Below are 25,689 nucleotides of genomic sequence, written 5' to 3'. Positions count from 1 at the left end.
TAAGGGAAATCAGGTTAATCCTATTACGAGCTCGAACTTAGGTAAAAGTGAATCAAATAGATTAAAAATAGATTAAAAACTGAACGTTTTCAAGCTAAAACGTTTTCAATAATCACATTTGTTGTTTGTTTTTTAAAATAAAAATGGTATTATAAATATGAGGATGAATTGATTTAGAATTAATTCGTACTAAAAAATTAATGGGGGTTTTTTGAGTGAAAAGTAGAAATTTCAAGAGTTTATTAACTCTAGGTTTATTGTCAAGTTTAACATTGGCAGCGTGTGGTGCTGATGAAGGAAGTGATACTGCTTCAACTTCTGGTTCAGGAGTAGACTACTCAATTGTCATGGTTACTGACGTAGGTGGAGTAGATGATAAATCATTTAACCAATCTGCATGGGAAGGTATGCAAGCTTGGGGAGAAGAACATGGACTTGAAGAAGGACCTGAAGGCTACAATTACATTCAATCTGATGAAGATTCTCAATTTGTTACAAATTTGAATACGGCTTTAAATAATGATTTTGATTTGATCTACGGAATCGGTTATAAATTAAAACCTGCAATGCAAGATGTTGCTACACAAAATCCAGACCAAGATTTCGTAATCATCGATGAAATGATCGAAGAAGATAATGTTGCTTCTGTATTGTTTAAAGATCATGAAGCTGCATTTTTAGCCGGTGTTGCTGCTGCTGAAACGACTGAAAAAAATCACGTGGGATTCATTGGTGGACAAGAAAGTGATGTCATCGATCGTTTTGAAGCTGGTTTTGTAGCAGGAGTAGAAGCTGTTGATCCAGAAATCGAAGTTGATGTTGAATATGCTGGTTCATTTGGAGATGCTGCTCTTGGTAAACAATTAGCAGCTGCAATGTATAGTTCTGGCGCAGATATTATTTATCATGCATCTGGCGATACAGGTAATGGTGTATTCTCAGAGGCTATTGACCGTATGAATTCTACCCCAGATGAACAATTATGGGTAATCGGAGTTGACCGTGATCAAACTGCTGAAGGCGAATACGATGGTGGAAACTTAACCCTTACTTCAACACTTAAAGGTGTCGGTCAAGCTGTTCAAGATATCGCAAATGCATCGATGGAAGGAAACTTCCCAGGTGGTGAAATCAGTAACTTTGGTTTAGCTGAAGACAGTGTTGGTATTACAGATGGCGCTTTATCTGAAGAAGTAATCACAACTGTTGAAGATTACAAACAACAAATTATTGATGGCGACATTACAGTTCCAGAAGCCCCTTGATTTTTGAGTACACAATAGTTTAAGGAATAAATAAAAGTGAAAGGACCGGGTAATTATATACCGGTCTTTTACTCTTTATTGAATTATCAAATTTTCTATAAGGTGGCATTTATTTTTTCTATTAAAATTAAAAGAGAAAATTTAATAATCGCTTGTCTGTAAAACAACTATCATAGATAATAGATTGAGCAATAGAAAAGGAGTGAATCCATGGTGTCAGAATCAGTAAACGTCATTGAAATGAAGGGCATTACAAAAGAATTTGGTACTTTTAAAGCGAATGATAATATTAATTTGCAGCTTAAAAAGGGAGAAATACATGCACTCTTAGGAGAAAACGGTGCTGGGAAATCTACTTTAATGAATATTCTTTCAGGTTTGTTAGAACCTACTTCTGGCGAAATTCTAGTAAACGGACAAGCAGTAAACATAAGTTCACCAAGTGTAGCAAATAAACTAGGTATTGGAATGGTTCACCAACATTTTATGTTAGTGAAAAAATTTACTGTGACTGAAAATATTATTTTAGGAGTTGAACAAACTAGAAAAGGTTTTCTAGATAGAGATTCAGCTAAAAAAGACATCAAAGAATTGTCTGGAAAATATGGTCTGCTAATTGATCCTAATGCAAAAGTCGAGTCTATTTCAGTTGGGATGGAACAAAGGGTAGAGATTTTAAAGACTCTTTATCGTGGAGCGGACATTTTAATCTTTGATGAACCTACAGCCGTATTGACCCCTCAAGAAATTGACGAACTGATTAATATTATGAGAGCCCTAACAAAAGAAGGGAAGTCCATCATCTTAATCACGCATAAACTTGACGAAATAAAAGCAGTCGCAGATCGGTGCACAGTAATCCGTCGTGGGAAAAGTATTAATACGGTAGATGTTGCAACTACATCTCCACAAGAGTTAGCCGATATGATGGTTGGACGTTCTGTGTCATTTAAGACGAAAAAGAAAGCTTCGCAACCAAAAGAAGTTGTGTTATCAATTCAGAATATTGTTGTAAAAGAAAATCGTGGGTTAGAGGCAGTTAAAGGATTAAGTTTGGAAGTTCGGGCTGGAGAAGTTATGGGAATCGCTGGAATCGATGGAAATGGACAAAGTGAATTGATTCATGCAATAACAGGTCTAACAAAAGTTGAAAGTGGAAAAATTGTATTAAACGGACAAGAGATCCAAAATAAATCACCGCGTAAAATTACAGAGGTAGGATTAGGTCATATTCCAGAAGACCGTCAAAAACACGGCCTAGTCTTACCAATGTCATTAGAAGAAAATATGGTATTGCAAACATATTATAAAAAACCTTTAAGCAAGTATGGAATTCTAAATCAAAAAGAAATAAATAAATTTGCTTTAAAATTGATTGAAGAATTTGATGTGCGTTCTCAAAGTGAGTCCGACCCTGCTGGTTCGCTATCAGGTGGGAATCAACAAAAAGCTATTATTGCTAGAGAGATCAATCGCAATCCTTCTTTATTGATCGCTGCTCAACCAACTCGTGGACTTGATGTAGGAGCAATTGAATATATACATTCACGTTTGATTGAACAAAGAGACAATGGAAAAGCTGTATTGCTAATGAGTTTTGAATTGGATGAAATTTTAAATGTATCTGATCGAATCGCTGTCATGTATGAAGGAAATGTTGTTGCTATTGTAGACCCTAAAGAAACAACTCAACAAGAACTTGGTCTGTTGATGGCAGGTACATCTCTTGAAAAAGCTCGTTCTTTGATTAAACAAGGAAATGGAAAGGAGGGTGTCCACATTGACCAATAAAAGAGAATCGTTAAATAATCTATTAGTTCCTTTACTATCTGTGGTCATGGGGTTCATTCTTGGTGCAATTATCATGGCTATTTTTGGGTATAATCCGATAAGTGGGTATTCAGCCATGATCAATGGCGCTTTTGGTTCATCTTTTTATATTGGAGAAACGTTGAGACAAGCCACACCGCTTATTTTAACGGCGTTAGGTTTTTCTGTAGCTTATACTGCTGGATTTTTTAATATTGGGGTTGCAGGTCAAGCATTGCTAGGATGGCTTTGTTCTGTCTGGGTGGCTAATATATTTGCGGATCTGCCAGGATTTATTTTACTTCCATTAAGCATATTGGGAGGAGTGTTGGCTGGTGCGATTTGGGCAGGGATTGCCGGATTCTTAAGAGCTTATTTTAATACTAGTGAAGTCATTGTTACGATCATGCTGAATTACATTGCTCTTTATACTACCAATTACTTGATTCGAAATATTTTAACGGATTCAGCAGATGCAACTCCGCGCATTTCAGAAGGCGCTAGTTTGCGCGTTGGCTGGATAACTGAATTAACAAGTAATTCTACGCTTCACGCTGGAATTTTCATTTCATTAGTCATGGCTATTGTTGTGTGGTTCTTAATGAGAAAAACTACTACTGGATTTGAAATCAGAACCGTTGGATTGAATCCGAGTGCTTCTGAATATGCTGGTATGAGTTCTAAGCGCAATATTATTATATCTATGCTGATCAGTGGTGGTTTAGCTGGTTTAGGCGGAGTAATGGAAGGTCTTGGAAATTTCCAAAATATCTTTACCCAAGGTGCAATGCCAACAATTGGATTTGATGGTATGGCGGTAGCTTTGCTGGGATTAAGCAATCCTGTAGGAATCATCTTTTCAGCTATTTTATTTGGGGCATTGAAAATTGGTGGAAACAGTATGCCAATCATTTCTGGAGTGCCAACTGAAGTTGTCGATATTGTTATTGCATCTATTATCTTCTTTGTAGGAGCTAATTATTTAATTCGCTACTTTATTGACAGACGAGCTAGAGTGAATAAAGGAGGAGTGAAATAGGATGGATATTATCAGTTTGCTTCAATTAATAGTTGCATCATCACTTGTCTACTCAGCTCCTCTTGTCTTAACTGCCCTTGGTGGAACATTCTCTGAACGAAGCGGTATCGTTAACGTAGGACTAGAAGGAATCATGGTTATAGGAGCTTTCAGTTCGATTGTCTTTAATTTAACATTTGCAGGAGCTTTTGGTGGGTGGACTCCTTGGATCGCCGCTTTAGTTGGTGGACTGATCGGTGTGATCTTTTCATTGATCCATGCGGTAGCGACAGTCAATCTAAGAGCGGATCACATTATCTCTGGTACCGTAATTAATTTAATGGCTCCAGCCTTAGCCATTTTCTTTACACGAGTATTGTATAATGGCGCTGGACAAACAGATCGTATCACAGAAAGCTTTGGTAAAGTAACGGTTCCCTTATTAAATCGTATCCCAATTATTGGCGATATTTTCTTTAGAGGAACTTCAGCACCCGCATTTGCAGGTATTTTAATTGCAGTTATTTGCTGGGTAGTGCTATTTAAGACTCGTTTCGGTTTACGATTAAGATCTGTAGGAGAACATCCTCAAGCAGCAGATACATTAGGCATTAATGTTTACTTAATGAAGTACGCTGGTGTCATGTTGTCCGGTTTACTAGGTGGTATGGGTGGAGCTATTCAAGCTCAGTCTATCTCGTTAAGTTTCTCAGCTTCAACGATTGCTGGTCAAGGGTTTATCGCTATGGCTGCAATGATATTTGGCAAGTGGAATCCTCTTGGTGCAATGGGAGCAGCCATATTCTTCGGGTTTGCTCAAAGTCTAGGCGTTATTGGAAACTACATTCCAATCATCCAAGATATTCCAAGTGTATGGTTGCAAATCGCACCATATGCCATCACGATTATTGTGTTGGTAGGAGTAATTGGTAGGTCTGAAGGACCAGCAGCTGGCGGAAAAACATACATTAAATCAAAATAAGTACTATTTTGGCAACAACAGACGGATATGTCTGTTGTTGCTTTCTTTTTATTGTTTTTTATTTTAAGATAGATAATGAACAGTTTCCAAGTTAGAGGAGGAATAAAGGTATGTCTATTCAATTAAAAGAAGGAGTTCATTTACATGTGCTCCCTACAAAAAAATACAAAACGATTCGAATCATGTTGAAATTTCGCGCTCCGTTAAATAAAGAAACCATTACAAAAAGAGCTATGCTAGCGAATGTGCTGGAAACAAATAGCATGAAATACCCAACACAAACAGCTTTAAGAAGTGAACTTTCAAATATGTATGGAGCTAACTTTGGAACAGCGGTAAACAAAAAGGGAGGTACACATATATTCTCCGTTAGTTTAAATTTAGTTAATGAGAAATATCTTTCAAAAGGAGATAATGTCTTACAAGAAGGAATTGATTTTTTAAAAGAAGTTATCTTCCAACCAAATGTTGAAAATGGGCATTTTAATGAAAAGACGTTTAAGAGAGAAAAAGAGAACCTCGTCGATTACTATGATTCACTTCTTGATGACAAACAAACTTATGCAAGTCTTTCTTTACAGGAATTATTTTTTAAAGATATCAATCAACAAACACCAAGTGTAGGGTCAAAAGAAGATTTAGAAAATATATCGCCTGTTTCTTTGTATGATTATTACCAAGATTTATTAAATCAAGACAAAATAGATATTTATGTTCTAGGCGATGTTAATGAAAAAGAAATTCAGTCTGCCTTTGAGCAATTTGATTTTTCTCCGCGCAAATTAATAAAAACAAGTAGTTTTTACACTGAGCCAAAAGTTAGTGAAGTGGAAAATAAGACGGAACGACAAGAGATTATTCAAGCAAAATTTAATCTTGGGTACACAACGAACATTTTTTATCATGACCCAACCTATTATGCAGCACAAGTATTCAATGGTTTATTTGGGGGATTTCCGCATTCAAAATTGTTTATGAACGTGCGTGAAAAAGAAAGCTTGGCCTACTATGCTTCTAGTTCGATGGATGCATTTAGAGGAATGATGACTGTTCAAACTGGGATCGATGTTCAAAAAGTAGATCAGGTTAGAGAAATTATTGCTTTGCAGTTGGAAGAAATGCAAGCTGGAAACTTTACAGATGAATCAATTTCTCAAACGAAAGAAATGTTGAAAAATCAACTTTTCCAATCAGAAGATAATCCAGGATCTGTTATTGAACGTATCTATGCGTTACAATTAGCTAAAGGAAAAGTTCTTTCAATTGATGAATGGGTAGCGAGTATTGAGAAAGTTACTAAAAAAGATATTATTGAAGTAGCTAATAAAGTGAAGCTAAAGGCAACATTCTTTTTAACAGCGGAGGCGAAATAATGGAGAAAAAAATTTATGAACAATTACAAGAAATAATTTATACAGAAACGCTAGGAAACGGCTTACAAGTAACTTTGTTGCCTAAAAATGATTTCCATAAGACTTATGGTTTGTTTTCAACAAATTTTGGTTCAATCGATAATCAATTTGTCCCTCGTGGAAAAACTGAAACGATTACTGTGCCAGATGGTATTGCTCATTTTTTAGAACACAAGCTATTTGAAAAAGAAGATGGAGATGTATTTAATACATTTGGCCGATTAGGCGCTTCAGCTAATGCCTTTACAAGTTTTACAAGAACTGCTTACCTTTTTTCTAGTACCAATCATGTTTCTGAAAGTTTAGAAACATTATTAAATTTTGTTCAAGAACCTTATTTTACAGAAGCAACCGTTAATAAAGAAAAAGGTATTATTACTCAAGAAATTCAAATGTATGAAGACGAACCAGACTGGCGTTTGTATTTTGGTATTTTAGGCAATATGTATCCGAAGCACCCATTACACATCGACATTGCCGGAACAGTGGATAGTATTATGGATATCACTCCTGAATTGCTGTACGAAAACCATGCGACTTTTTATCACCCTAGCAATATGAATTTATTTGTAGTAGGAAAATTAGACCCTGAAGAAATGATGCAATTGATCCGAGAAAACCAAACTAAGAAAGAATACTTGCCGGTCGAAACAATTGAACGAGTCTTTCCTGAAGAGACGATTCATGATATCAAGGTATTTGATTTCATTAAAATGCCTGTTAGTCGACCAAAAAGTATTGTTGGAGTAAAAGGAATCAATATAATACCAAATGGTATAAAAGCTTTAGAATATAAAACGACCATGGATTTACTACTGACTTTATTATTTGGTCCTACGTCAGCAAATTATTTAGATTTGTATGATAAAGGAATAATAGATGATAGTTTCTCCTATGAGTTTAATTTGGATCGTACCTTTCATTTTATTGATATTAGTGGAGATGCAAAAGATGCTACTGTGTTTAGTGATGAAATTAAGAAATTGTTACTCAGTGCAAAAAGTAGTTCAGAATTAACTGAAGAAAATTTAGCATTAGTTAAAAAACGAATGATTGGTCAAGAATTGCAGTCTTTAAATTCTTTAGAATACATTGCGAATCAATTTAGTCAACCCTCTTATGGAGAAGCAACTCTATTTGATATTGTTCCCATTATCGAAAGGATTACACTGATAGATATTAAAAAAGCAGCTGAAAAATTTATGGTTGAAGAACATATGACCACTTTTCATATTTTACCAAAAGAGGCGAATGAAGCTTGAAATTTGCATTGATCATGGGAGCAAGCGGTGATATAGGAAAAGGAATAGCGCAAGAATTAGCAGAAAAAGGCTGGTCGCTGTATTTGCATTATCATTCAAATGTAGAAAGCATCAATAGTCAGTTGCAGGATTATCAAGAACGCTACTCTAAACAAGATTTTTATGCAGTGTCTTTAGATATGACTAAAGAAGAGGATATTCCTCTTTTTCTTAATTCAATTTTCCAAGTTGATGTTGTTATTTTCGCTAGTGGTTTTACAACTTATCAGTTACTAACAGAAGTATCTTCTATGGACATGGAGCGTATGTGGGCAGTGCATGTTAAAACGCCAGTTATTTTAATGCAACAATTGCAAGATAAATTAGCTCGTTCGAAACATGGAAGAGTTATTTTTATCAGTTCTATTTACGGGGAAACGGGAAGTGCGATGGAAGTTTTTTATAGCACGACAAAAGGTGCTCAACTAGCTTTTGTTAAAGCGTATAGTAAAGAAGTAGCCAGCTTAGGAATAACCGTAAATGCTGTTTCTCCAGGAGCGATTGCGACTAAAATGAATCAAGAATTTACTTTAGCTGAAATAAAAGAGTTGGAAAGTGAAATTCCATTAGGACGGTTAGGAAGTATTTCTGAAATCAGTTTTTGGGTTACTCAATTGGTAGATAAAAGAAGTGGCTATATGACAGGTCAATCAATCATTATCAGCGGTGGTTGGTTAAAATAGAGAAATAAATGTTGCTGGAGTTTTAGTTATGTTATAATGCAAATGATATTAGATTTTCTCTTTAAATTAAGAGAATAGGTAGGTGAGACAGTTGAATGAAATTGGTGAAAAGTTAAAAGAAGCAAGAAAAGTAAAAGGGTATACATTAGATGATTTGCAACAAATGACAAAGATTCAAAAGCGTTACTTGATAGCTATTGAAGAAGGCAACTATGATGTTATGCCGGGAAAATTTTATGCTCGTGCATTTATAAAACAATATGCAGATACTGTCGGTTTGAATGGAGATCAATTGCTAGAAGAATATACGGATGCAGTGCCACATGCACATGATGAAGAATTCGTCGAAAAAGTTTCTACCGGTCAAACGCGTTCTGGGAAGAACATTGAAAATGTTTTATTAACAAAATTTCAAAATAATTTGCCTACAATTTTAATTGGTATTCTGGCAGTAGCTATTGTAGCAGCCATTTATTTTGCTGTAATCAAAACAAATAATCAAGGTGATGAAGCCATGATCACAAATAATTCTGAAGCAATATCCGTCTCTAGCGCTGAATCTATCTCAGAAAGTGAATCAGAGCCAACGACTGAATCAGCAGAGTCAGTTGATAGTATAGAAGAGGCTCTAGGAATAGAGATTGTATCTTCTACTGGGTCGACCACAACTTATGCGGTCACAGGAAATGCTGAAGATAATAGTTTGACATTAACAGCAACAGGTGGAGATTCTTGGATCAGCGTTGAAGGGGATGGCGCGACAATTGATGCTCAATTGATAGCAGATGGATCTACTTTAGAAACGGAAATTCCAGAGGGAACTTCATCTTTAGTGATTATAATTGGGAATACACCTGCAACAGAAATCAATCTTAATGGAGAAGATGTCCCATACGCTCCAGAAGCTGAAAATTCTGTGCGACAAGAAATTGAATTTCAATTTGAGTAAAACACTGTTACAGGTACTTTGAAAGGGTCCTTTAATGGGAATACTCTTTCAACTAATGTACCTGTTAATGAAGAGAGGAAGCAAAAAAATTGAACTTACCGAATAAACTTACAGTATTGAGAATTTTTATGATTCCACTATTTGTTATTATTGTATTAGCACCTTTTGATTGGGGCGTTATTCATCTTTTAGGTTCTACGATTGAGATGACTCAATTGGTAGGGGCTGTTTTATTTGCATTAGCAAGTTTCACAGACTGGTTAGATGGAAAAATTGCACGTAAGCAAGGCTTGGTAACAAATTTTGGTAAATTTGCTGATCCATTAGCTGATAAAATGTTGGTTATGACTGCTTTAATTATTTTAGTTGGACAAAACCTAGCTCCTTCTTGGGTTGTTTCTATTATTGTCTGTAGAGAATTAGCGGTTACTGGATTGAGGTTATTATTAGTGGAGCAAGGTGGAACAGTCCTAGCTGCAGCCTGGCCTGGGAAAATTAAAACGGCTACTCAAATGTTAGCTATTATTTTACTATTTATTGATAATTTACCATTTGAAGGAACTGGATTACCACTGGCTTCTATTATGTTGTATATCTGTTTGTTCTTCACTGTTTATTCGGGTGTAGATTATTTTGCAAAAAACAGTGCAGTATTTAAAGGTCCAAAATAAGCGGAAAAATTTAGAAACAACTAAAAAAGAAGGTCCTTTGAGTTGAATTTCAATGGACCTTCTTTTCTTGTCCTCTTGAAAAGTATGTTAAAATAAAGTTGCTAAATCAGTAAAGCTTGTATTTTATTTTCAATCGAATGACAAATTAAAATTTAAGAAAAGAATTCGCGTAATATAAAAATAGGAGTGAGTAAAATGAATGCTGAAATCATAGCAGTTGGAACAGAATTATTAATGGGACAAGTGATCAATACAAATGCATCTTTTCTATCTCGTGAGCTATCATTATTAGGAATAGATGTCTACCATCAAGTTGTGGTTGGAGATAACCCGAAACGACTGTTAGAAGCTATCCAAGTTGCAGAGCAAAGAAGTGATTTAGTGATTCTGTCAGGAGGTTTGGGACCTACAAAAGATGATATAACAAAGCAAATATTAGCTAATCATTTAGCTAAAGAACTAGTTTTAGATAAAAGTACAATGGATAAAATAATTGACTATCATGAAAATAGAAAACGAACAATGTCAGAAAATAACCGATTGCAAGCCATGGTTATTGAAGGTTCTACTATTTTGAAAAATAAGACAGGACTGGCAGCCGGGATGTTTTTAAAGGAAAAAAGTAAAGCTTTTATACTACTACCAGGTCCACCAAATGAATTAGAGCCAATGTTTATAAATGAGGTCAAACCATTATTAAGGGGAGAACCTAAAGAGGAAACTCATCTGATATCAAAAGTTTTACGCTTTTTTGATATCGGCGAATCTCAATTAGCTGCTGAATTAGATGATTTGATTGAGGAACAGAAAAATCCTACTCTTGCTACCTATGCTGGTAAGCACGAAGTAAGGCTTCGTATAACAGCAAATGGAAGTACTGCAGCAGCTTGTTATCTATTATTGGATAACATGGAAGCTACCATTCAACAACGCATAGGAGACTATTTTTATGGGTATGGAGAGGATGCGCGATTAGTAAATGTTGTTGCTGATTTATTGAAAGAACAAAAAATGACTCTTACAGCCGCTGAAAGTTTAACTGGCGGTGCCTTTCAAAGTTGTATGACAAGTGTTTCAGGTGCTAGTGATTATTTCAAAGGAGGTATCGTAACCTATAGTAATGAAGTAAAAACGGCTATTTTAGGAGTTTCTAAAAAAACGATCGAAAAATTTGGTGCCGTCAGTGCTGAATGTTCCATTGAAATGGCAAAAAATGCACAGCAGATGTTTAATACAAATATCGCCCTCTCGTTTACTGGAGTTGCAGGCCCAAGTAGGCTTGAAAAGAAAGAAGTAGGTACCGTTTGGATTGGTGTTGCTATTAAAGGAGAAACAGCATTTGCTAAAGAATATCATTTGGGGAAAGGGCGTGACAGCAATCGAGAAAAATCGATTATGTCTGGTTTAGACTTAATCCGAAGAGTACTACTTGATCTCCCCATACAACAAAAAGTTTTTGAAAAAATAAATGATTAAATATCCAGTTAAAAAGACCGAATGTTTGTTCGCTTTTTTCTTGCTTTTTTTATAAAAGAAAGGTATGATATTTGTTGTAGCAGATGAAATTATGAATGATTAATTAATAGTTAAAAAGACTTGAGGAGGATTTAATTAATGGCAGACGATCGTAAACAAGCATTAGACGCAGCATTAAAAAAAATCGAAAAAAACTTTGGTAAAGGTTCCGTTATGAGATTAGGAGAAAAAATAGACACACGTATTTCAACAATTCCTAGTGGCTCATTAGCATTAGATGTAGCTTTAGGTGTGGGTGGCTTTCCAAGAGGAAGAATTATTGAAGTATATGGTCCTGAAAGTTCAGGTAAAACAACAGTGGCATTGCACGCTGTTGCTGAAGTTCAAAAACAAGGCGGAATTGCTGCATTTATTGATGCTGAAAATGCTTTGGATCCAAAATACGCAGCTGCTCTTGGCGTAGACATTGATGAATTACTATTATCTCAACCTGATACAGGTGAACAAGGCTTAGAAATTGCAGATGCTTTGGTTTCCAGTGGGGCAGTAGATATTGTTGTAATTGATTCAGTAGCTGCGTTAGTACCACGTGCAGAAATCGAAGGAGAAATGGGAGACTCTCACGTAGGGTTACAAGCTCGTTTGATGTCTCAAGCTTTACGTAAATTATCTGGATCAATCAATAAAACAAAAACAATTGCGTTATTCATAAACCAAATTCGTGAAAAAGTTGGCGTAATGTTTGGTAATCCAGAAATTACACCGGGTGGTCGTGCTTTGAAATTTTATGCTACGATTCGTTTGGAAGTTAGAAGAGCTGAACAAATTAAACAAGGTACAGAAATCATGGGTAACCGCACAAAAATTAAAGTTGTGAAAAATAAAGTTGCTCCGCCATTTAGAGTTGCTGAAGTAGACATCATGTACGGAGAAGGTATATCTCAAGTTGGAGAACTAGTAGACATGGGTTCTGATAAAGATATTATTGATAAATCTGGTGCATGGTACTCTTATAATGGCGAACGTATTGGTCAAGGTCGTGAAAACGTCAAAAAATTCTTCAAGGAAAATCCTGAATTAAGAGCTGAAGTTGAGAAAAAAGTTCGTGCTGCTTATGGTTTTGGAGAATTAGGAACTGAAGAACCAGAAGTAGAAAAACCTGAAGATGATTCTTCAAAAGATTAAAGGAAAAAAACCAATAAGCGTTATGCTTGTTGGTTTTTTAATTTTTTCCGCTCAAGATGAACGAAAAGGGACGCATAAATAAATCAACTCAACTCAATGAAAGTTTATGAAAGGGCTACAAAACCATTATTTAAGTTGACATGTCTCGTCACTACAATTAAAATTAACTTATCTATTACTTTACAATTAGATATCGGGTAGGTTTTATTGGTATAAAGCTATTCATAATCTACCAAATAATGGATAAATAATAAATGACAAATTAAATAGATGATACGGAGGTGGAAGAATGGATTTTAGAAGTGTTACCTTCGCTATCGTTACTTTAGTTGTCGGTCTTATTGTTGGATATCTCGTCCGCAAAGCAACCCATGAAAAAGAGCTAGCTGGTGCTAGAAACACTGCAACTGGAATATTGGAAGAAGCAAAAAGAGAAGCAGAAACCATGAAAAAGGAAGCGATGTTAGAAGCGAAGGATGAAAGCCATAAATATCGAACTGAAATTGAAGCAGAGCTAAAAGAGAGAAGAAACGAAGTTCTAAGACAGGAAAATCGTTTGCTGCAACGCGAAGATAATATTGATCGCAAAAACGATAGCTTAGAAAAGCGTGAACAATCACTTGAGGCTAATGAAGCAAAATTAAGTTCTAGACAACTGAATGTTGACGATATAGAGAAGAAAGCCATTGAATTGGTGAAACAACAAGAAAGCGAATTGGAACGAGTAGCGGCTTTGTCACGAGAAGAAGCAAGACAATTGATTTTGCAAGAAACAGAAAATGAATTGTCTCATGAAGTAGCTGTTATGGTGAAAGATTCTGAACAAAAAGCAAAAGAAGAGGCTGATCGTAAAGCTAAAAACTTAATTGCGTTAGCTATTCAACGCTCCGCAGCTGATCAGGTTTCAGAGACAACGGTTTCCGTTGTGACGTTGCCTAATGATGAAATGAAAGGGCGCATCATAGGACGTGAAGGACGAAATATCAGAGCACTAGAAACGCTGACCGGTATGGATCTAATTATAGATGATACGCCAGAAGCAGTTGTTCTTAGTGGATTTGACCCAATTCGTCGTGAAATTGCTCGAATGACTCTTGAAAAATTAATCCAAGATGGACGGATTCATCCAGCTCGAATTGAAGAGATGGTAGAAAAATCACGTAAAGAAATGGATGAAAGAATTAGAGAAATTGGCGAACAAGCTACTTTTGATGTAGGTGTGCATTCGTTACATCCAGACTTGATCAAAATTTTAGGACGTCTAAAATTTAGAACAAGTTATGGTCAAAACGTGTTAAGCCATTCTATTGAAGTTGCGAAATTAGCAGGTGTGATGGCTTCTGAATTAGGAGAAGACGTTACATTAGCTAAACGTGCTGGTTTACTCCATGACATTGGTAAAGCATTAGATCATGAAGTTGAAGGATCCCATGTTGAAATTGGTGCAGAAATTGCGATGAAGTATAAAGAAAATGAAACAGTTGTGAACTCAATTGCTTCACATCATGGTGATGTAGCAGCAACATCTGTCATCTCTGTTCTAGTAGCTTCGTCTGATGCAATATCTGCAGCACGTCCGGGCGCAAGAAGCGAATCACTTGAAAATTATATTCATCGTCTTGAAAAATTAGAAAGTATTTCTAATGATTTTGAAGGGGTTGAACAAAGTTTTGCTATACAAGCAGGTCGCGAAATCCGAATTATGGTTAAACCTGAGAAATTAGATGATTTAGCAGCAAGTAAGCTTGCACGTGACGTTAGAAAACGCATCGAAAGCGAACTGGATTATCCTGGGCATATTAAGATAACCGTTATTCGTGAAATAAGAACGATTGAATATGCGAAATAGAATTAGTTAAACCAACCGATACAAGCCAAAGATGAATCTGGCTCGTATCGGTTTTTCTATTATGATTTTTAAAAATCATTTCTAATTTAAGAAAGATTAAGAATAAAACTAAGGGGTCAGCTTTTATTTTAGGCAATTTATTGTTAAAATATAGAAGATGAAAAAGAGAAGAGGAATAATTGAATGAAATTATTATTTATTGGAGATGTTGTCGGTTCAATGGGTCGCGAAATGGTTCATGATTATTTACCTAAGCTGAAAAAGATGTATAAGCCGCAAGTAACCATTTTAAATGGTGAAAATGCAGCTTCAGGCCGTGGAATAACAGAAAAAATTTATAAAGGTTTTTTACAAGATGGTGTTGATATTGTAACGATGGGAAATCATACATGGGATAACCGAGATATTTTTGAATTTATTGATGATGCTAAAAAAATGATTCGCCCAGCTAATTATCCTGAAGGAACACCAGGTAAAGGAATTTCTTATATAAAAGTCAATCAACTTGAATTGGCCGTTATAAACTTACATGGTCGTGTTTTTATGACAGATGTTGACGACCCTTTCAGAAAAGCTGATGAACTGGTAGACGAAGCATTACAACGGACACCTTTGATTTTTGTTGATTTTCATGCAGAAACAACAAGTGAAAAACAATCAATGGGATGGTATTTAGATGGCAGAGTATCTGCAGTAGTTGGAACCCATACTCATGTACAAACGAATGATGCACGTATTTTACCAAATGGGACAGCTTATTTGACAGATGCTGGAATGACGGGTCCTTATGATGGAGCGTTAGGAATGGATCGCGATGCTGTACTTAGAAGATTTTTGACCCAAATGCCAACACGATTTGAAGTGCCTAAAGAAGGTCGGAAAATTCTTTCGGGTTGTTTTATTGAACTTGATGATGTTACTGGCGAAGCTAAAAAAATTGAAAATATTGTTATCAATGACGATCATCCATTCAATGGTGGATTTGAGTAAATTAGTCGAAATGAATGTTTGCTGAACAATAAATAATCAAAAAGGGGCGAAAAACATGCCACAAAAAACAAAACAAACGCCTATGATGGAACAGTATCTAGGAATAAAAGCAAACTACCCAGATGCTTTTTTATTTTATCGCTTGGGAGATTTTTATGAGCTGTTTAATGAAGATGCTATTAAAGCCTCACAACTTTTAGAAGTAACATTGACAAGTCGCAATCGCAATGCAGATGAGCCAATTCCGATGTGTGGTGTACCTTATCATGCGGCTAAAGGCTATATTGATAATTTAATCGAAAAAGGATACAAAGTAGCTATTTGTGAACAAGTTGAGGATCCAAAAACAGCTAAAGGTATGGTGAAAAGAGAAGTCGTCCAATTGATTACACCAGGTACGGCTATGGATATTAAATCAATGGATGCTAAAACAAATAATTACTTAGCAGCCTTGATGAGTACAGAAACAGGTGGTTATTATTTAGCGTATGCTGATTTAAGCACTGGGGAATTAAAAACAACAAAGCTAAATTCATTAGAATCTGTGATGAGCGAATTGATGAGTTTGAAAACAAAAGAAGTTGTTTTTAAAGAAGCAAGGGAAGTAGAAGTACAAGCGAAATTAAAAACAACATTAGGAATCATGGTATCAACGCAAAAAGAAATAATTGAAAGTGCAGAGTTTTCTTATTTAACGAATGAGATAGAAAATAGTGAATTGATCAATGTTGTAAAACTATTGTTGTCCTATTTATTTGTTACTCAGAAAAGAAATCTAGGCCATCTTCAAAAAGTAGAAGTTTACTCTCCTGCTAATTATTTGAAAATGGATCATTATTCTAAGCATAATTTAGAATTGGTCTCTTCGATTCGTACAGGACAAAAAAAAGGAACGCTATTGTGGTTATTAGATGAAACCAAAACAGCTATGGGAGGAAGACTGCTAAAGCAGTGGATTGATCGGCCTCTTATCCAAGAACAACAGATTTCTATGAGACAAAACATTGTTGAAAGTTTGATCAATCATTTTTTTGAACGAACCGATTTAAATGAAGCTTTGACTAGAGTATACGATTTAGAACGGTTAGCTGGTAGGGTTGCATTTGGCAATGTTAATGGGCGTGATTTAATTCAACTCCAGACATCATTGCGTCAAATTCCCCAACTAGTTGAGATCATACAGCTAATGAACAAAGGCGAGTGGGATCAATTTATCACCGAATTAGATCAAGTTCCTGAAGTCGTTGATTTAATTGATCAAGCAATAGCAGAAGAAGCGCCTCTTTCTATAAAAGATGGCGGGATCATTAAAGATGGTTTCAATGAAACGCTGGATACTTATCGTGATGCTATGCGGAATGGGAAAAAGTGGATCGCTCAGTTAGAAGCAGAAGAAAAAGCAGCAACCGGAATTAAAAACCTAAAAATCGGATACAACCGTATTTTTGGCTATTATATTGAAATCACTAAATCAAATCTTATTCATTTACCTGAAGGGCGTTATGAGCGAAAACAAACGCTAGCTAATGCTGAACGATTTATTACGCCAGCTTTAAAAGAAAAGGAAATTTTAATATTGGAAGCCGAAGAAAAGTCGATGCTTTTAGAGTACACTTTATTTACGGAAGTTAGAGAAACGATTAAACAGTATATTGAACGATTGCAAAAATTAGCCAAAACAGTCGCGGCTATTGATGTATTACAAAGTTTTGCAACCATAAGTGAAAAATACCACTATACTCGTCCTATCATGGCAGCTGATAGCCAGGAAATTAGCTTACTAGAAGGACGGCATCCGGTTGTTGAAAAAGTACTAGGTCAACAAACGTATGTACCAAACAGTGTTGAAATGGATCAAGAAAAAGAGATTTTACTTATTACAGGACCTAACATGTCTGGTAAAAGTACGTATATGAGGCAACTAGCCTTGACGGTCATAATGGCTCAGATGGGTTGTTTTGTCCCTGCTGATAAGGCAAATATGCCGATATTCGATCAAATTTTCACACGTATTGGTGCAGCAGATGATTTGATTGCCGGACAAAGTACTTTTATGGTGGAAATGATGGAAGCGAATGAGGCTTTGCGGTATGCATCAAAAAATAGTCTGATTCTATTTGACGAAATCGGTCGCGGTACAGCAACCTATGATGGTATGGCATTAGCAGAAGCCATTATTGAATACATTCATGAAAAAGTTCATGCAAAAACGTTGTTCTCAACCCATTACCATGAACTAACGGTTCTAGATGAACGATTGCCTCGCTTAAAAAATGTTCATGTTGGTGCGGTAGAAGAAGAAGGAGAGTTAGTTTTTTTACACAAAATGCTCCCAGGTCCTGCAGATAAAAGCTATGGGATACAAGTTGCCAAACTGGCAGGTCTCCCAGACGAATTGCTGTCACGTGCAACAGTGATTTTAGAGCAGTTGGAACAAAAAGAGGAAATTGTCTTAAATCAGTCCACTCAAATTGATTCGGTTCAAGAGGCTCAAATTCCAAACAAGACTTCTGAAAAGAAAGAAACTAAGGTGATGGATGATAATCAACTTTCTTTATTTGGGCTTCTGGAAAATTCTGAAACTGAAGTTGTTCAAGCTGTTCGGAAAATGAACTTATCAACCATGACACCTTTAGATGCATTGAATTGTATTAATGAGTGGCAGCAAAAATTGAATTAATCTTAGTTAGTGGAAAGGAATGGAATAGATGGCAAAAATTCAAGAACTTTCAGATGTATTAGCTAATCAAATTGCCGCTGGAGAGGTAATCGAACGCCCAGCTTCAGTTGTAAAAGAATTGATTGAAAATGCAATTGATGCAGAAAGCAGCCAGATTGACATTCTTATCGAAGAAGCTGGATTAAAAAAAGTACAGGTCATTGATAACGGAATAGGCATCGAACCAGAAGAAGTTCAAAATGCCTTTAAGCGGCATGCAACTAGTAAAATTTATTCGCGAGATGATCTCTTCCGAATCCGAACACTTGGGTTTCGTGGCGAGGCTCTGCCCAGTATCGCCTCTGTTTCAGAAGTTGCTTTGGAAACGTCAACCGGTGGCGAACGCGGAACGTACCTTTCTTTGAAAGGCGGTAAAATTGTTGAGGAAAGATCGAATGAAGCACGAAAAGGCAGTAAGATTACGGTTGAGAATCTTTTTTTTAACACACCCGCACGTTTGAAATACGTAAAAAGTTTACAAGCAGAACTATCGAATGTAACAGACATTGTAAATCGACTGGCTATTAGTCACCCGAAAATTGCTTTTCGTTTAATTAATGATGGCAATCAGCTTTTAAGAACAGCTGGCAATGGTGATTTGAAACAGACGCTTGCTGGCATTTATGGGGTAGCTACGGCCAAAAAAATGAGAGAAATAAAAAAAGAAGATTTAGATTTTAAAGTATCTGGATTCATATCTTTGCCAGAACTTACAAGAGCCAGCCGAAACTATATTTCAATTATTATCAATGGACGCTACATCAAAAATTATTTGATAAATAAAGCTATTATCGCAGGTTATCGTTCTAAATTAATGGTTGGACGTTACCCAGTTGTTGCAATTGAAATTGATATGGATCCATTGCTATTGGATGTAAATGTTCATCCGACAAAGCAAGAAGTCCGAATCAGCAAAGAAAAAGAATTGATGCAATTGGTAGAATCAGCCATTCAGGATTGTTTAAGTAAAGAACAATTGATTCCAGATGGGCTAGAAAATTTGTCATTTAAAAAGAAAATAGATTTACCTATGGAAGAAAATGAGCAAACAACATTTGAACTTCAACAAGAAAGAATTTTTGAAAATGAAAACAACGAAATAAAGGAATCTGAAAAATTTTATATATCACCCAAATCCGATTTGCCACATTACCAGCCGACTTCCTTTGGAAGTGAAACGGGTCATGAAATTGAAAAAGAGCAAGAAAGTATCGATATAGATGTACTAGAAGAAAATAAGACCAGTGATAGTTATGACAAGAGGGTTAGTGAACTGTACGATCAGCATCAAGAGTCTCCTTTAAAAACAGCAGATAAATTAATGAAGAAACAAGCTTCTACTAAGGAATCGATTGATCAATTTCCCACTTTGGAATATGTTGGTCAAATGCATGGTACTTATTTATTCGCTCAAAATGAAAAGGGATTGTATATTTTGGATCAGCATGCTGCTCAAGAACGGATAAAATATGAGTATTTCCGAAAAAAGATTGGTGAAGTCAGCACTGACTTGCAAGATCTATTGGTGCCTATTATGTTGGATTATCCAAATAGCGATGCCATCAAAATTAAAGAGAATAATGATGCATTAGAAATGGTTGGTATCTTTTTAGAACCGTTTGGCCAAAACAGTTTCTTGTTGAGAAGTCATCCGGTATGGTTCAATCAAGGTGAAGAAGAAATGATTGTAAGCGAGATGATTGATATGCTATTGGATCATGGAAGTGTGAGCGTTGCTAAATTTAGAGAAGCAGCAGCCATAATGATGAGTTGCAAAGGCTCAATCAAAGCAAATCATTATCTTAATGATGCAGAAGCTAGAGCATTGCTAAAAGATTTGAAAATGACGGAAAATCCTTATAATTGTCCACATGGGAGACCTGTAGTAATCAATTTCACCAATAAAGATATGGAGAAAATGTTCAAACGGATACAAGATCCGCATTGAATTTCTTAAATGAGATTCAATAAATTGAAGCAACATAACAAAAAGTGTAAAATATATGATAGATACAAAAAGGAGGATTTTCATGACTAGCTATGATAAAAAAGAATTGAAAAATAAACTTACAGATATTCAATTTGAAGTAACTCAAAATGCAGCTACTGAACGTCCATTTACAGGAGAATATGATGATTTTTATGAGGATGGTATTTTTGTAGATGTTGTAAGTGGAAAACCACTATTTTCTTCAAACGATAAGTATGATGCAGGGTGCGGTTGGCCGTCTTTTACAAAACCGATAGAAGAAAAAGAAGTTATCGAAAAAATGGATACCAAATTTGGCATGCGCCGTACTGAGGTAAGAAGCTCAGAATCAGACTCTCATCTAGGACATATTTTTACAGATGGTCCTCAAGCTAAAGGTGGTCTACGTTACTGTATCAATTCAGCAGCATTAAGATTTGTGCCGGTTGATAAGTTAGACGAAGAAGGTTATAGCAGTTACCATAAATTATTTGCATGATTTATTTTTGTGAAATTTGATAAGCACTCTTTAGCTGTTTGACTAGCTAAAGAGTGCTTATTGTTTTTTTACATAGTCTTTTTTTTGGAAGCAACTCCTTTTTATTAGGCAAATGTGGTAAAATGAAAAGCGAACAGGTGTGCCTTTTTCCGCCTAGTAAAATGATAGAATGAGTGAATGGAGAAAATAATATGTATGAATACATTAAAGGAATAGTGGTATTTATTAATCCTGCTTACATTGTCCTTGAAACAAATGGAATAGGGTATCAATTATTTATTGCTAATCCTTTCCGTTTTTCAAATAAATTAAATGAGGAAGTAACCATTTATATTCATCAAGCAGTTCGAGAAGACGCCATTACGCTATACGGTTTCAAAGATTACGATGAAAAACAATTGTATTTAAAATTGCTTAGTGTTTCAGGAATAGGTCCAAAAAGTGGTTTGGCTATTTTAGCAAATGATAATCATCAAGGTTTAGTACAAGCAATTGAAAATGAAGATGCAGCTTACTTAACTAAATTTCCAGGAGTGGGTAAAAAGACCGCCGCACAAATTGTATTAGATTTAAAAGGGAAATTAGCCGATTTAACGCATACTCATGTTGAAAATACGGCTGACTATCAACAAGAGTTAGTTTTGCCAACTAATTATAGTCATGTCACTGAAGCAATTGAAGCCTTAGAAGCTCTAGGGTACAGTGCAAAAGAAATCAAAAAAATTGAACCTCAAATCCGTAAATTGAATAAAGAATCGACAGATGCTTATTTAAGAGAAGCCTTGCGATTATTGATGAAAAAATAAGCAATCAAGCAAATAAGAAAAGTGGTGAAAAATAATGGATTTAGATGAACGTATTATTTCTGGTGATAGCAGTACAACAGAAGAAATTTCATTAGAAAAATCTTTGCGTCCGCATTATTTAAAAGAATATATTGGTCAAGAAAAAGTAAAAAAAGAATTATCTATCTATATAGAAGCAGCGAAAAATCGCGAAGAAGCATTAGATCATGTCTTGCTTTACGGTCCTCCTGGATTAGGAAAAACAACTATGGCAATGGTTATTTCAAATGAAATGGAGGTGGCTATACGAACGACTAGTGGTCCTGCAATCGAGAAAGCTGGAGATTTAGTTGCTTTATTGAGTGAGTTAGAAGCTGGAGATGTTCTTTTTATTGATGAAATCCATCGAATGCCAAGACTTGTTGAAGAGATGTTGTACTCTGCCATGGAAGATTATTTTGTAGATATCATTGTGGGACAAGGGCCAACTGCACATCCAGTTCATTTTCCATTGCCTCCATTTACTCTTGTGGGCGCAACTACAAGAGCTGGACTATTATCTGCACCCTTAAGAGATCGGTTTGGTATTGTATCGCACATGGAATACTACACAGTAGAGGAGTTGAGCGATATTGTTTTGCGTTCAGCTGATATCTTTAATACTGAGATAATCGAATCAGGTGCAATTGAAATTGCTAGACGTTCAAGAGGAACGCCTCGTGTAGCCAATCGTTTATTAAAACGTGTAAGAGATTACGCGCAAGTACGATCTAATGGAATGATAAAAAAAGAAATAGCAGATGAAGCATTAGCGATGTTGCGGATCGATCAAGAAGGACTTGATTTTGTTGATCAAAAACTATTGAAAACGATGATCGAAAATTATAACGGTGGACCGGTTGGCCTATCTACGATTGCAGCTAACATTGGAGAAGAAATTGAAACAATTGAAGATATGGTTGAACCGTTCTTACTACAAGCGGGCTTCCTTCAACGAACACCGCGTGGAAGAATCGTAACACATTTAGGCTATACTCACTTAGGTTATCCTATTAATTACACAGACTAGTCGGGCAGACATATTGAATTGTTGTTATTAAAAAGTAAATAAGGGTATGGTCACTTCTTTTAGAAATAGACAGATATCTTTATTTTTCCCGGTTATAAATTTAAAATTGTAGATGCTTTCTCAACCGATTTCCATTTAACTAAACAATATTAGCGATGAAGAATATCGGTTCTTTAGCATTAGAGATATTCTATTTATCTGAATAAAATAAAAAATAGAAGTTGGCTTTTTAGGCCAACTTCTATTGGTTTTTAGAGAGGATAGGAGTGAATCAGCGAATCGTTAAAAAACGAAACTTTTGATTTGAACTTCTTTTAAAAACGACATACAGGTTCTTTACTACTTTTTTAAACTGTTACTAATCTGAAGCGTTTTTCAAATATCTGGGACAGTGAATCTGGTAACTCAAAACAGAATGTTGATTTTAAATGTTTTTTCTGAATCTAAACACTAAAGAAATTCGACTAATTCACTTCTATAAGCATCTCTCTATCCACCTATAATATACCATTTATAGAAAGCGTTTACCAATCAAGTGACTTGAAATTTAAAAAAAGTTTTATTTTCTTAAAATAGTGTGATAAACTGTAGTATTAGTGAGCACGTACTTGTTTTAAAAGATGTTGAATTTGGAGGTTTAAGTAAGTGGAAAACGTAAACGAGGAAGCAGTAACAAATACGCAACAACGCATTATTGATGCAGCATTAGATTTAGTTTCTCATGTTGGATATAAAAGTACCACAACTAAAATGATTGCACAAAAAGCCGAAGTCAATGAGACAACTATCTTTAAAAATTTTCAATCCAAACAAGTTCTAATGGATACGGCGTTCAAGCAGCATACTAAACAAATCACTAAAGAAGTAGATGAGTTTTTCTCTCAAAGTTTTAATAATACGACAGATCTAATGAAGCAATCTGGACAATTTATTGCAAAGATATTCGATAAACATCGTCAAATTGTTATTGGTACAATTAAAGAGGTAGGAAATGAACAAACAAAGACCATTTTTACCTATAGACAAGAGTATATTCAACAGAAGCTATGTAATAAATTAAAAGATTGTTCAAATGATCGTTCATTAACTGATCAACAGTATGAGACAATTGTTTTTATATTTAATAGTGCAATCATGAGCCTTCTAGTTGATAAAGCCAGAAAAGAATATTCAGATGATGAACAATCTATGACGATCCAATTGGATGATGTGATTGAGCTGATATTAAAAACAGTGAACTAATTTCTACTGAATTTAATTTGAAATCAGTTAGGAAAATGAGTAATTTAATTTAATGAAAGTAGGAATAGAAACATGTCAGAACCAGCAATCAAGTACCGATTAATAAAAAAAGAAAAGCATACAGGAGCTAGGCTTGGAGAAATTATTACTCCACATGGAACATTCCAAACGCCTATGTTTATGCCAGTTGGTACGTTAGCAACGGTTAAAAGTATTGCACCTGAAGAATTAGAGTCAATGGGAGCAAGCATCATTTTAAGCAATACGTATCATTTGTGGTTACGCCCAGGAGAAGATATCGTAGAAGAAGCAGGTGGACTTCATAAGTTTATGAACTGGGATAAAGGCATTTTAACGGATTCAGGTGGATTCCAAGTATTTTCATTAAGTGATATGCGAAAAATTGAGGAAGAAGGTGTCCATTTTAGGAACCATTTGAATGGTTCTAAAATGTTCTTGTCCCCAGAAAAAGCAATCAATATTCAAAATAAATTGGGTCCAGATATCATGATGAGTTTTGATGAGTGCCCGCCTTTTGATGAAAGTTTTGATTATGTGAAAAAATCAGTTGAACGGACAAGCCGTTGGGCGGAACGTGGGTTAAATGCTCACGCAAAACCAAATAGCCAGGGATTATTTGGAATCATTCAAGGTGCCGGGTTCAAGGAACTTCGTCAACAAAGCGCCCGAGACTTGATATCAATGGATTTTCCTGGATATTCAATTGGAGGATTATCTGTAGGAGAACCTAAAGAAAGTATGGATAAAGTGTTAGAATACACTATACCGCTGATACCAGAAGACAAACCACGTTATTTAATGGGAGTTGGAACAGCTGACTCTTTGATTGATAGCGTTATTCGTGGAGTAGATATGTTTGATTGTGTACTACCTACTCGTATTGCTCGTAATGGGACATGTATGACGAGTAAAGGTCGTGTCGTAATCAAAAATGCCCAGTATGAAAGAGATTTTGGACCACTGGATGCTAAATGTAATTGCTATACTTGCCGTAATTATTCGAGAGCGTACATACGCCACTTAATTAAATCAGGTGAAACATTTGGACTGCGTTTAACAAGTTACCACAATCTATATTTCTTGCTAAATGTAATGAAAGAAGTTAGACAAGCCATTATGGATGATAATCTATTAGAATATAGAGAAAGTTTCTTTGAAGAATATGGGTTTAATAAATTAAATGCCAAAAATTTCTAAAGGTTTTATAAGATTATCGGTTAAGAGATAGCAATCAGACACAATTTTTGGTAAAGTATATAATGAAAAGATGTTTTAAAGAAGAATGGAGTGAAATAAATGGAATTAATTCTTAATTTTCTACCTTTTATTGCGATTATGGCTTTGATGTATTTTATGATGATCCGTCCACAAAAAAAGGCTGCTACAAAAACACAAAATATGCTTGACGCTATGAAAAAAGGTAATTCAATCGTTACTATAGGTGGGTTACACGGCGTTATTGATGAAGTGAATACTACTAATAATACTGTTGTAATAGATTGCGATGGAATCTTTTTAACATTTGAAAAGAAAGCTATTGCTCGTGTAGTAACTACAGACGTTTCAAATTCTGTAAAAGATCTTGGTACAAACACTCCATCACATACAGCAGATGAAAAAGTTGACGAAGACCTTTAATATTGATAATCAATTGCTTAAAAAGGATGCCATCAGAAAAAACTGGCGGCATCCTTTTTAGTGTTTTAATGGTATTTAAAAAACTAATTTTTTGGTTAGAATATTATAGCAATTAATTACAAAAAAATGGAAATAAGGTATTTCGAATAAGGAAGGA

The 25,689-nt window shown here is 35.3% G+C and carries 21 protein-coding genes and 1 pseudogene; all 22 read left to right on the top strand.

Annotation, left to right across the window (positions count from 1 at the left end; translation table 11 throughout):
* Window positions 1–215: 215 nt before the first annotated feature.
* The 22 genes and pseudogenes from BP17_RS09620 to yajC all read left to right on the top strand — a co-directional run bounded on the left by BP17_RS09620 (window position 216) and on the right by yajC (window position 25,532).
* Window positions 216–1,265, top strand: coding sequence for a BMP family lipoprotein (locus BP17_RS09620; protein ID WP_035053890.1), 1,050 nt, complete (start codon window positions 216–218; stop codon window positions 1,263–1,265).
* Window positions 1,266–1,475: 210 nt separating this feature from the next.
* Window positions 1,476–3,056 (top strand): ABC transporter ATP-binding protein, encoded by a 1,581-nt coding sequence (locus tag BP17_RS09615; RefSeq protein ID WP_035053889.1) that lies wholly within the window; start codon window positions 1,476–1,478, stop codon window positions 3,054–3,056.
* Complete coding sequence (locus BP17_RS09610; protein WP_035053888.1) at window positions 3,046–4,113, top strand: ABC transporter permease; 1,068 nt, start codon at window positions 3,046–3,048, stop codon at window positions 4,111–4,113. The genes BP17_RS09615 and BP17_RS09610 overlap by 11 nt, the downstream gene beginning before the upstream one ends.
* Window position 4,114: 1 nt before the next feature.
* On the top strand, window positions 4,115–5,074 hold the full coding sequence (locus BP17_RS09605) for an ABC transporter permease (protein WP_035053887.1): 960 nt from the start codon (window positions 4,115–4,117) through the stop codon (window positions 5,072–5,074).
* Window positions 5,075–5,184: 110 nt separating this feature from the next.
* Window positions 5,185–6,447, top strand: a complete 1,263-nt coding sequence (gene yfmF, locus BP17_RS09600) for an EF-P 5-aminopentanol modification-associated protein YfmF (protein ID WP_035053886.1) — start codon at window positions 5,185–5,187, stop codon at window positions 6,445–6,447.
* Window positions 6,447–7,748, top strand: coding sequence for an EF-P 5-aminopentanol modification-associated protein YfmH (gene yfmH / locus BP17_RS09595; RefSeq protein ID WP_035053884.1), 1,302 nt, complete (start codon window positions 6,447–6,449; stop codon window positions 7,746–7,748). Before yfmF ends, yfmH begins: the two co-directional genes overlap by 1 nt.
* Window positions 7,745–8,470 carry an elongation factor P 5-aminopentanone reductase gene (gene ymfI, locus BP17_RS09590; protein WP_035053882.1) on the top strand — a complete coding sequence of 242 codons (726 nt, stop codon included), beginning with the start codon at window positions 7,745–7,747 and terminating at the stop codon, window positions 8,468–8,470. Before yfmH ends, ymfI begins: the two co-directional genes overlap by 4 nt.
* 91 nt (window positions 8,471–8,561) lie before the next feature.
* A complete protein-coding gene (locus BP17_RS09585; RefSeq protein WP_035055396.1) occupies window positions 8,562–9,419 on the top strand; it encodes a helix-turn-helix domain-containing protein in 858 nt (285 codons plus the stop codon).
* 89 nt (window positions 9,420–9,508) lie between these two features.
* Window positions 9,509–10,090, top strand: coding sequence for a CDP-diacylglycerol--glycerol-3-phosphate 3-phosphatidyltransferase (gene pgsA, locus BP17_RS09580; RefSeq protein WP_035053880.1), 582 nt, complete (start codon window positions 9,509–9,511; stop codon window positions 10,088–10,090).
* 195 nt (window positions 10,091–10,285) lie between these two features.
* Window positions 10,286–11,566 carry a competence/damage-inducible protein A gene (locus tag BP17_RS09575; RefSeq protein WP_035053876.1) on the top strand — a complete coding sequence of 427 codons (1,281 nt, stop codon included), beginning with the start codon at window positions 10,286–10,288 and terminating at the stop codon, window positions 11,564–11,566.
* A 138-nt stretch (window positions 11,567–11,704) separates the two neighbouring features.
* Window positions 11,705–12,751 carry a recombinase RecA gene (recA, locus tag BP17_RS09570; RefSeq protein WP_035053874.1) on the top strand — a complete coding sequence of 349 codons (1,047 nt, stop codon included), beginning with the start codon at window positions 11,705–11,707 and terminating at the stop codon, window positions 12,749–12,751.
* Between the two features lie 289 nt (window positions 12,752–13,040).
* A complete protein-coding gene (rny, locus tag BP17_RS09565) occupies window positions 13,041–14,600 on the top strand; it encodes a ribonuclease Y (protein ID WP_035053872.1) in 1,560 nt (519 codons plus the stop codon).
* A gap of 183 nt (window positions 14,601–14,783) precedes the next feature.
* Window positions 14,784–15,590 carry a TIGR00282 family metallophosphoesterase gene (locus tag BP17_RS09560; RefSeq protein WP_035053870.1) on the top strand — a complete coding sequence of 269 codons (807 nt, stop codon included), beginning with the start codon at window positions 14,784–14,786 and terminating at the stop codon, window positions 15,588–15,590.
* A gap of 55 nt (window positions 15,591–15,645) precedes the next feature.
* On the top strand, window positions 15,646–18,270 hold the full coding sequence (gene mutS, locus BP17_RS09555) for a DNA mismatch repair protein MutS (protein WP_035053868.1): 2,625 nt from the start codon (window positions 15,646–15,648) through the stop codon (window positions 18,268–18,270).
* A 28-nt stretch (window positions 18,271–18,298) separates the two neighbouring features.
* Window positions 18,299–20,257 carry a DNA mismatch repair endonuclease MutL gene (mutL, locus tag BP17_RS09550; protein ID WP_035053865.1) on the top strand — a complete coding sequence of 653 codons (1,959 nt, stop codon included), beginning with the start codon at window positions 18,299–18,301 and terminating at the stop codon, window positions 20,255–20,257.
* 82 nt (window positions 20,258–20,339) lie between these two features.
* Window positions 20,340–20,777 carry a peptide-methionine (R)-S-oxide reductase MsrB gene (gene msrB, locus BP17_RS09545; RefSeq protein WP_035053863.1) on the top strand — a complete coding sequence of 146 codons (438 nt, stop codon included), beginning with the start codon at window positions 20,340–20,342 and terminating at the stop codon, window positions 20,775–20,777.
* A gap of 191 nt (window positions 20,778–20,968) precedes the next feature.
* Entirely contained in the window at window positions 20,969–21,583 is a 615-nt protein-coding gene (gene ruvA, locus BP17_RS09540; RefSeq protein WP_035053861.1) for a Holliday junction branch migration protein RuvA, read from the top strand.
* A 34-nt stretch (window positions 21,584–21,617) separates the two neighbouring features.
* On the top strand, window positions 21,618–22,631 hold the full coding sequence (gene ruvB / locus BP17_RS09535) for a Holliday junction branch migration DNA helicase RuvB (protein ID WP_035053859.1): 1,014 nt from the start codon (window positions 21,618–21,620) through the stop codon (window positions 22,629–22,631).
* A gap of 69 nt (window positions 22,632–22,700) precedes the next feature.
* A pseudogene (locus BP17_RS13665) lies at window positions 22,701–22,833 on the top strand (S-adenosylmethionine:tRNA ribosyltransferase-isomerase); the annotation flags it as partial.
* A gap of 443 nt (window positions 22,834–23,276) precedes the next feature.
* Window positions 23,277–23,873 carry a TetR/AcrR family transcriptional regulator gene (locus BP17_RS09530; protein WP_035053857.1) on the top strand — a complete coding sequence of 199 codons (597 nt, stop codon included), beginning with the start codon at window positions 23,277–23,279 and terminating at the stop codon, window positions 23,871–23,873.
* A 72-nt stretch (window positions 23,874–23,945) separates the two neighbouring features.
* Window positions 23,946–25,091 (top strand): tRNA guanosine(34) transglycosylase Tgt, encoded by a 1,146-nt coding sequence (tgt, locus tag BP17_RS09525; RefSeq protein ID WP_035053854.1) that lies wholly within the window; start codon window positions 23,946–23,948, stop codon window positions 25,089–25,091.
* Window positions 25,092–25,190: 99 nt separating this feature from the next.
* Window positions 25,191–25,532 carry a preprotein translocase subunit YajC gene (yajC, locus tag BP17_RS09520; protein WP_035053851.1) on the top strand — a complete coding sequence of 114 codons (342 nt, stop codon included), beginning with the start codon at window positions 25,191–25,193 and terminating at the stop codon, window positions 25,530–25,532.
* Window positions 25,533–25,689 lie beyond the last annotated feature (157 nt).

The sequence above is a fragment of the Carnobacterium pleistocenium FTR1 genome (genome assembly GCF_000744285.1).
Classification (GTDB): domain Bacteria; phylum Bacillota; class Bacilli; order Lactobacillales; family Carnobacteriaceae; genus Carnobacterium_B; species Carnobacterium_B pleistocenium.
This window is presented reverse-complemented; position numbering and strand designations above follow the sequence as displayed.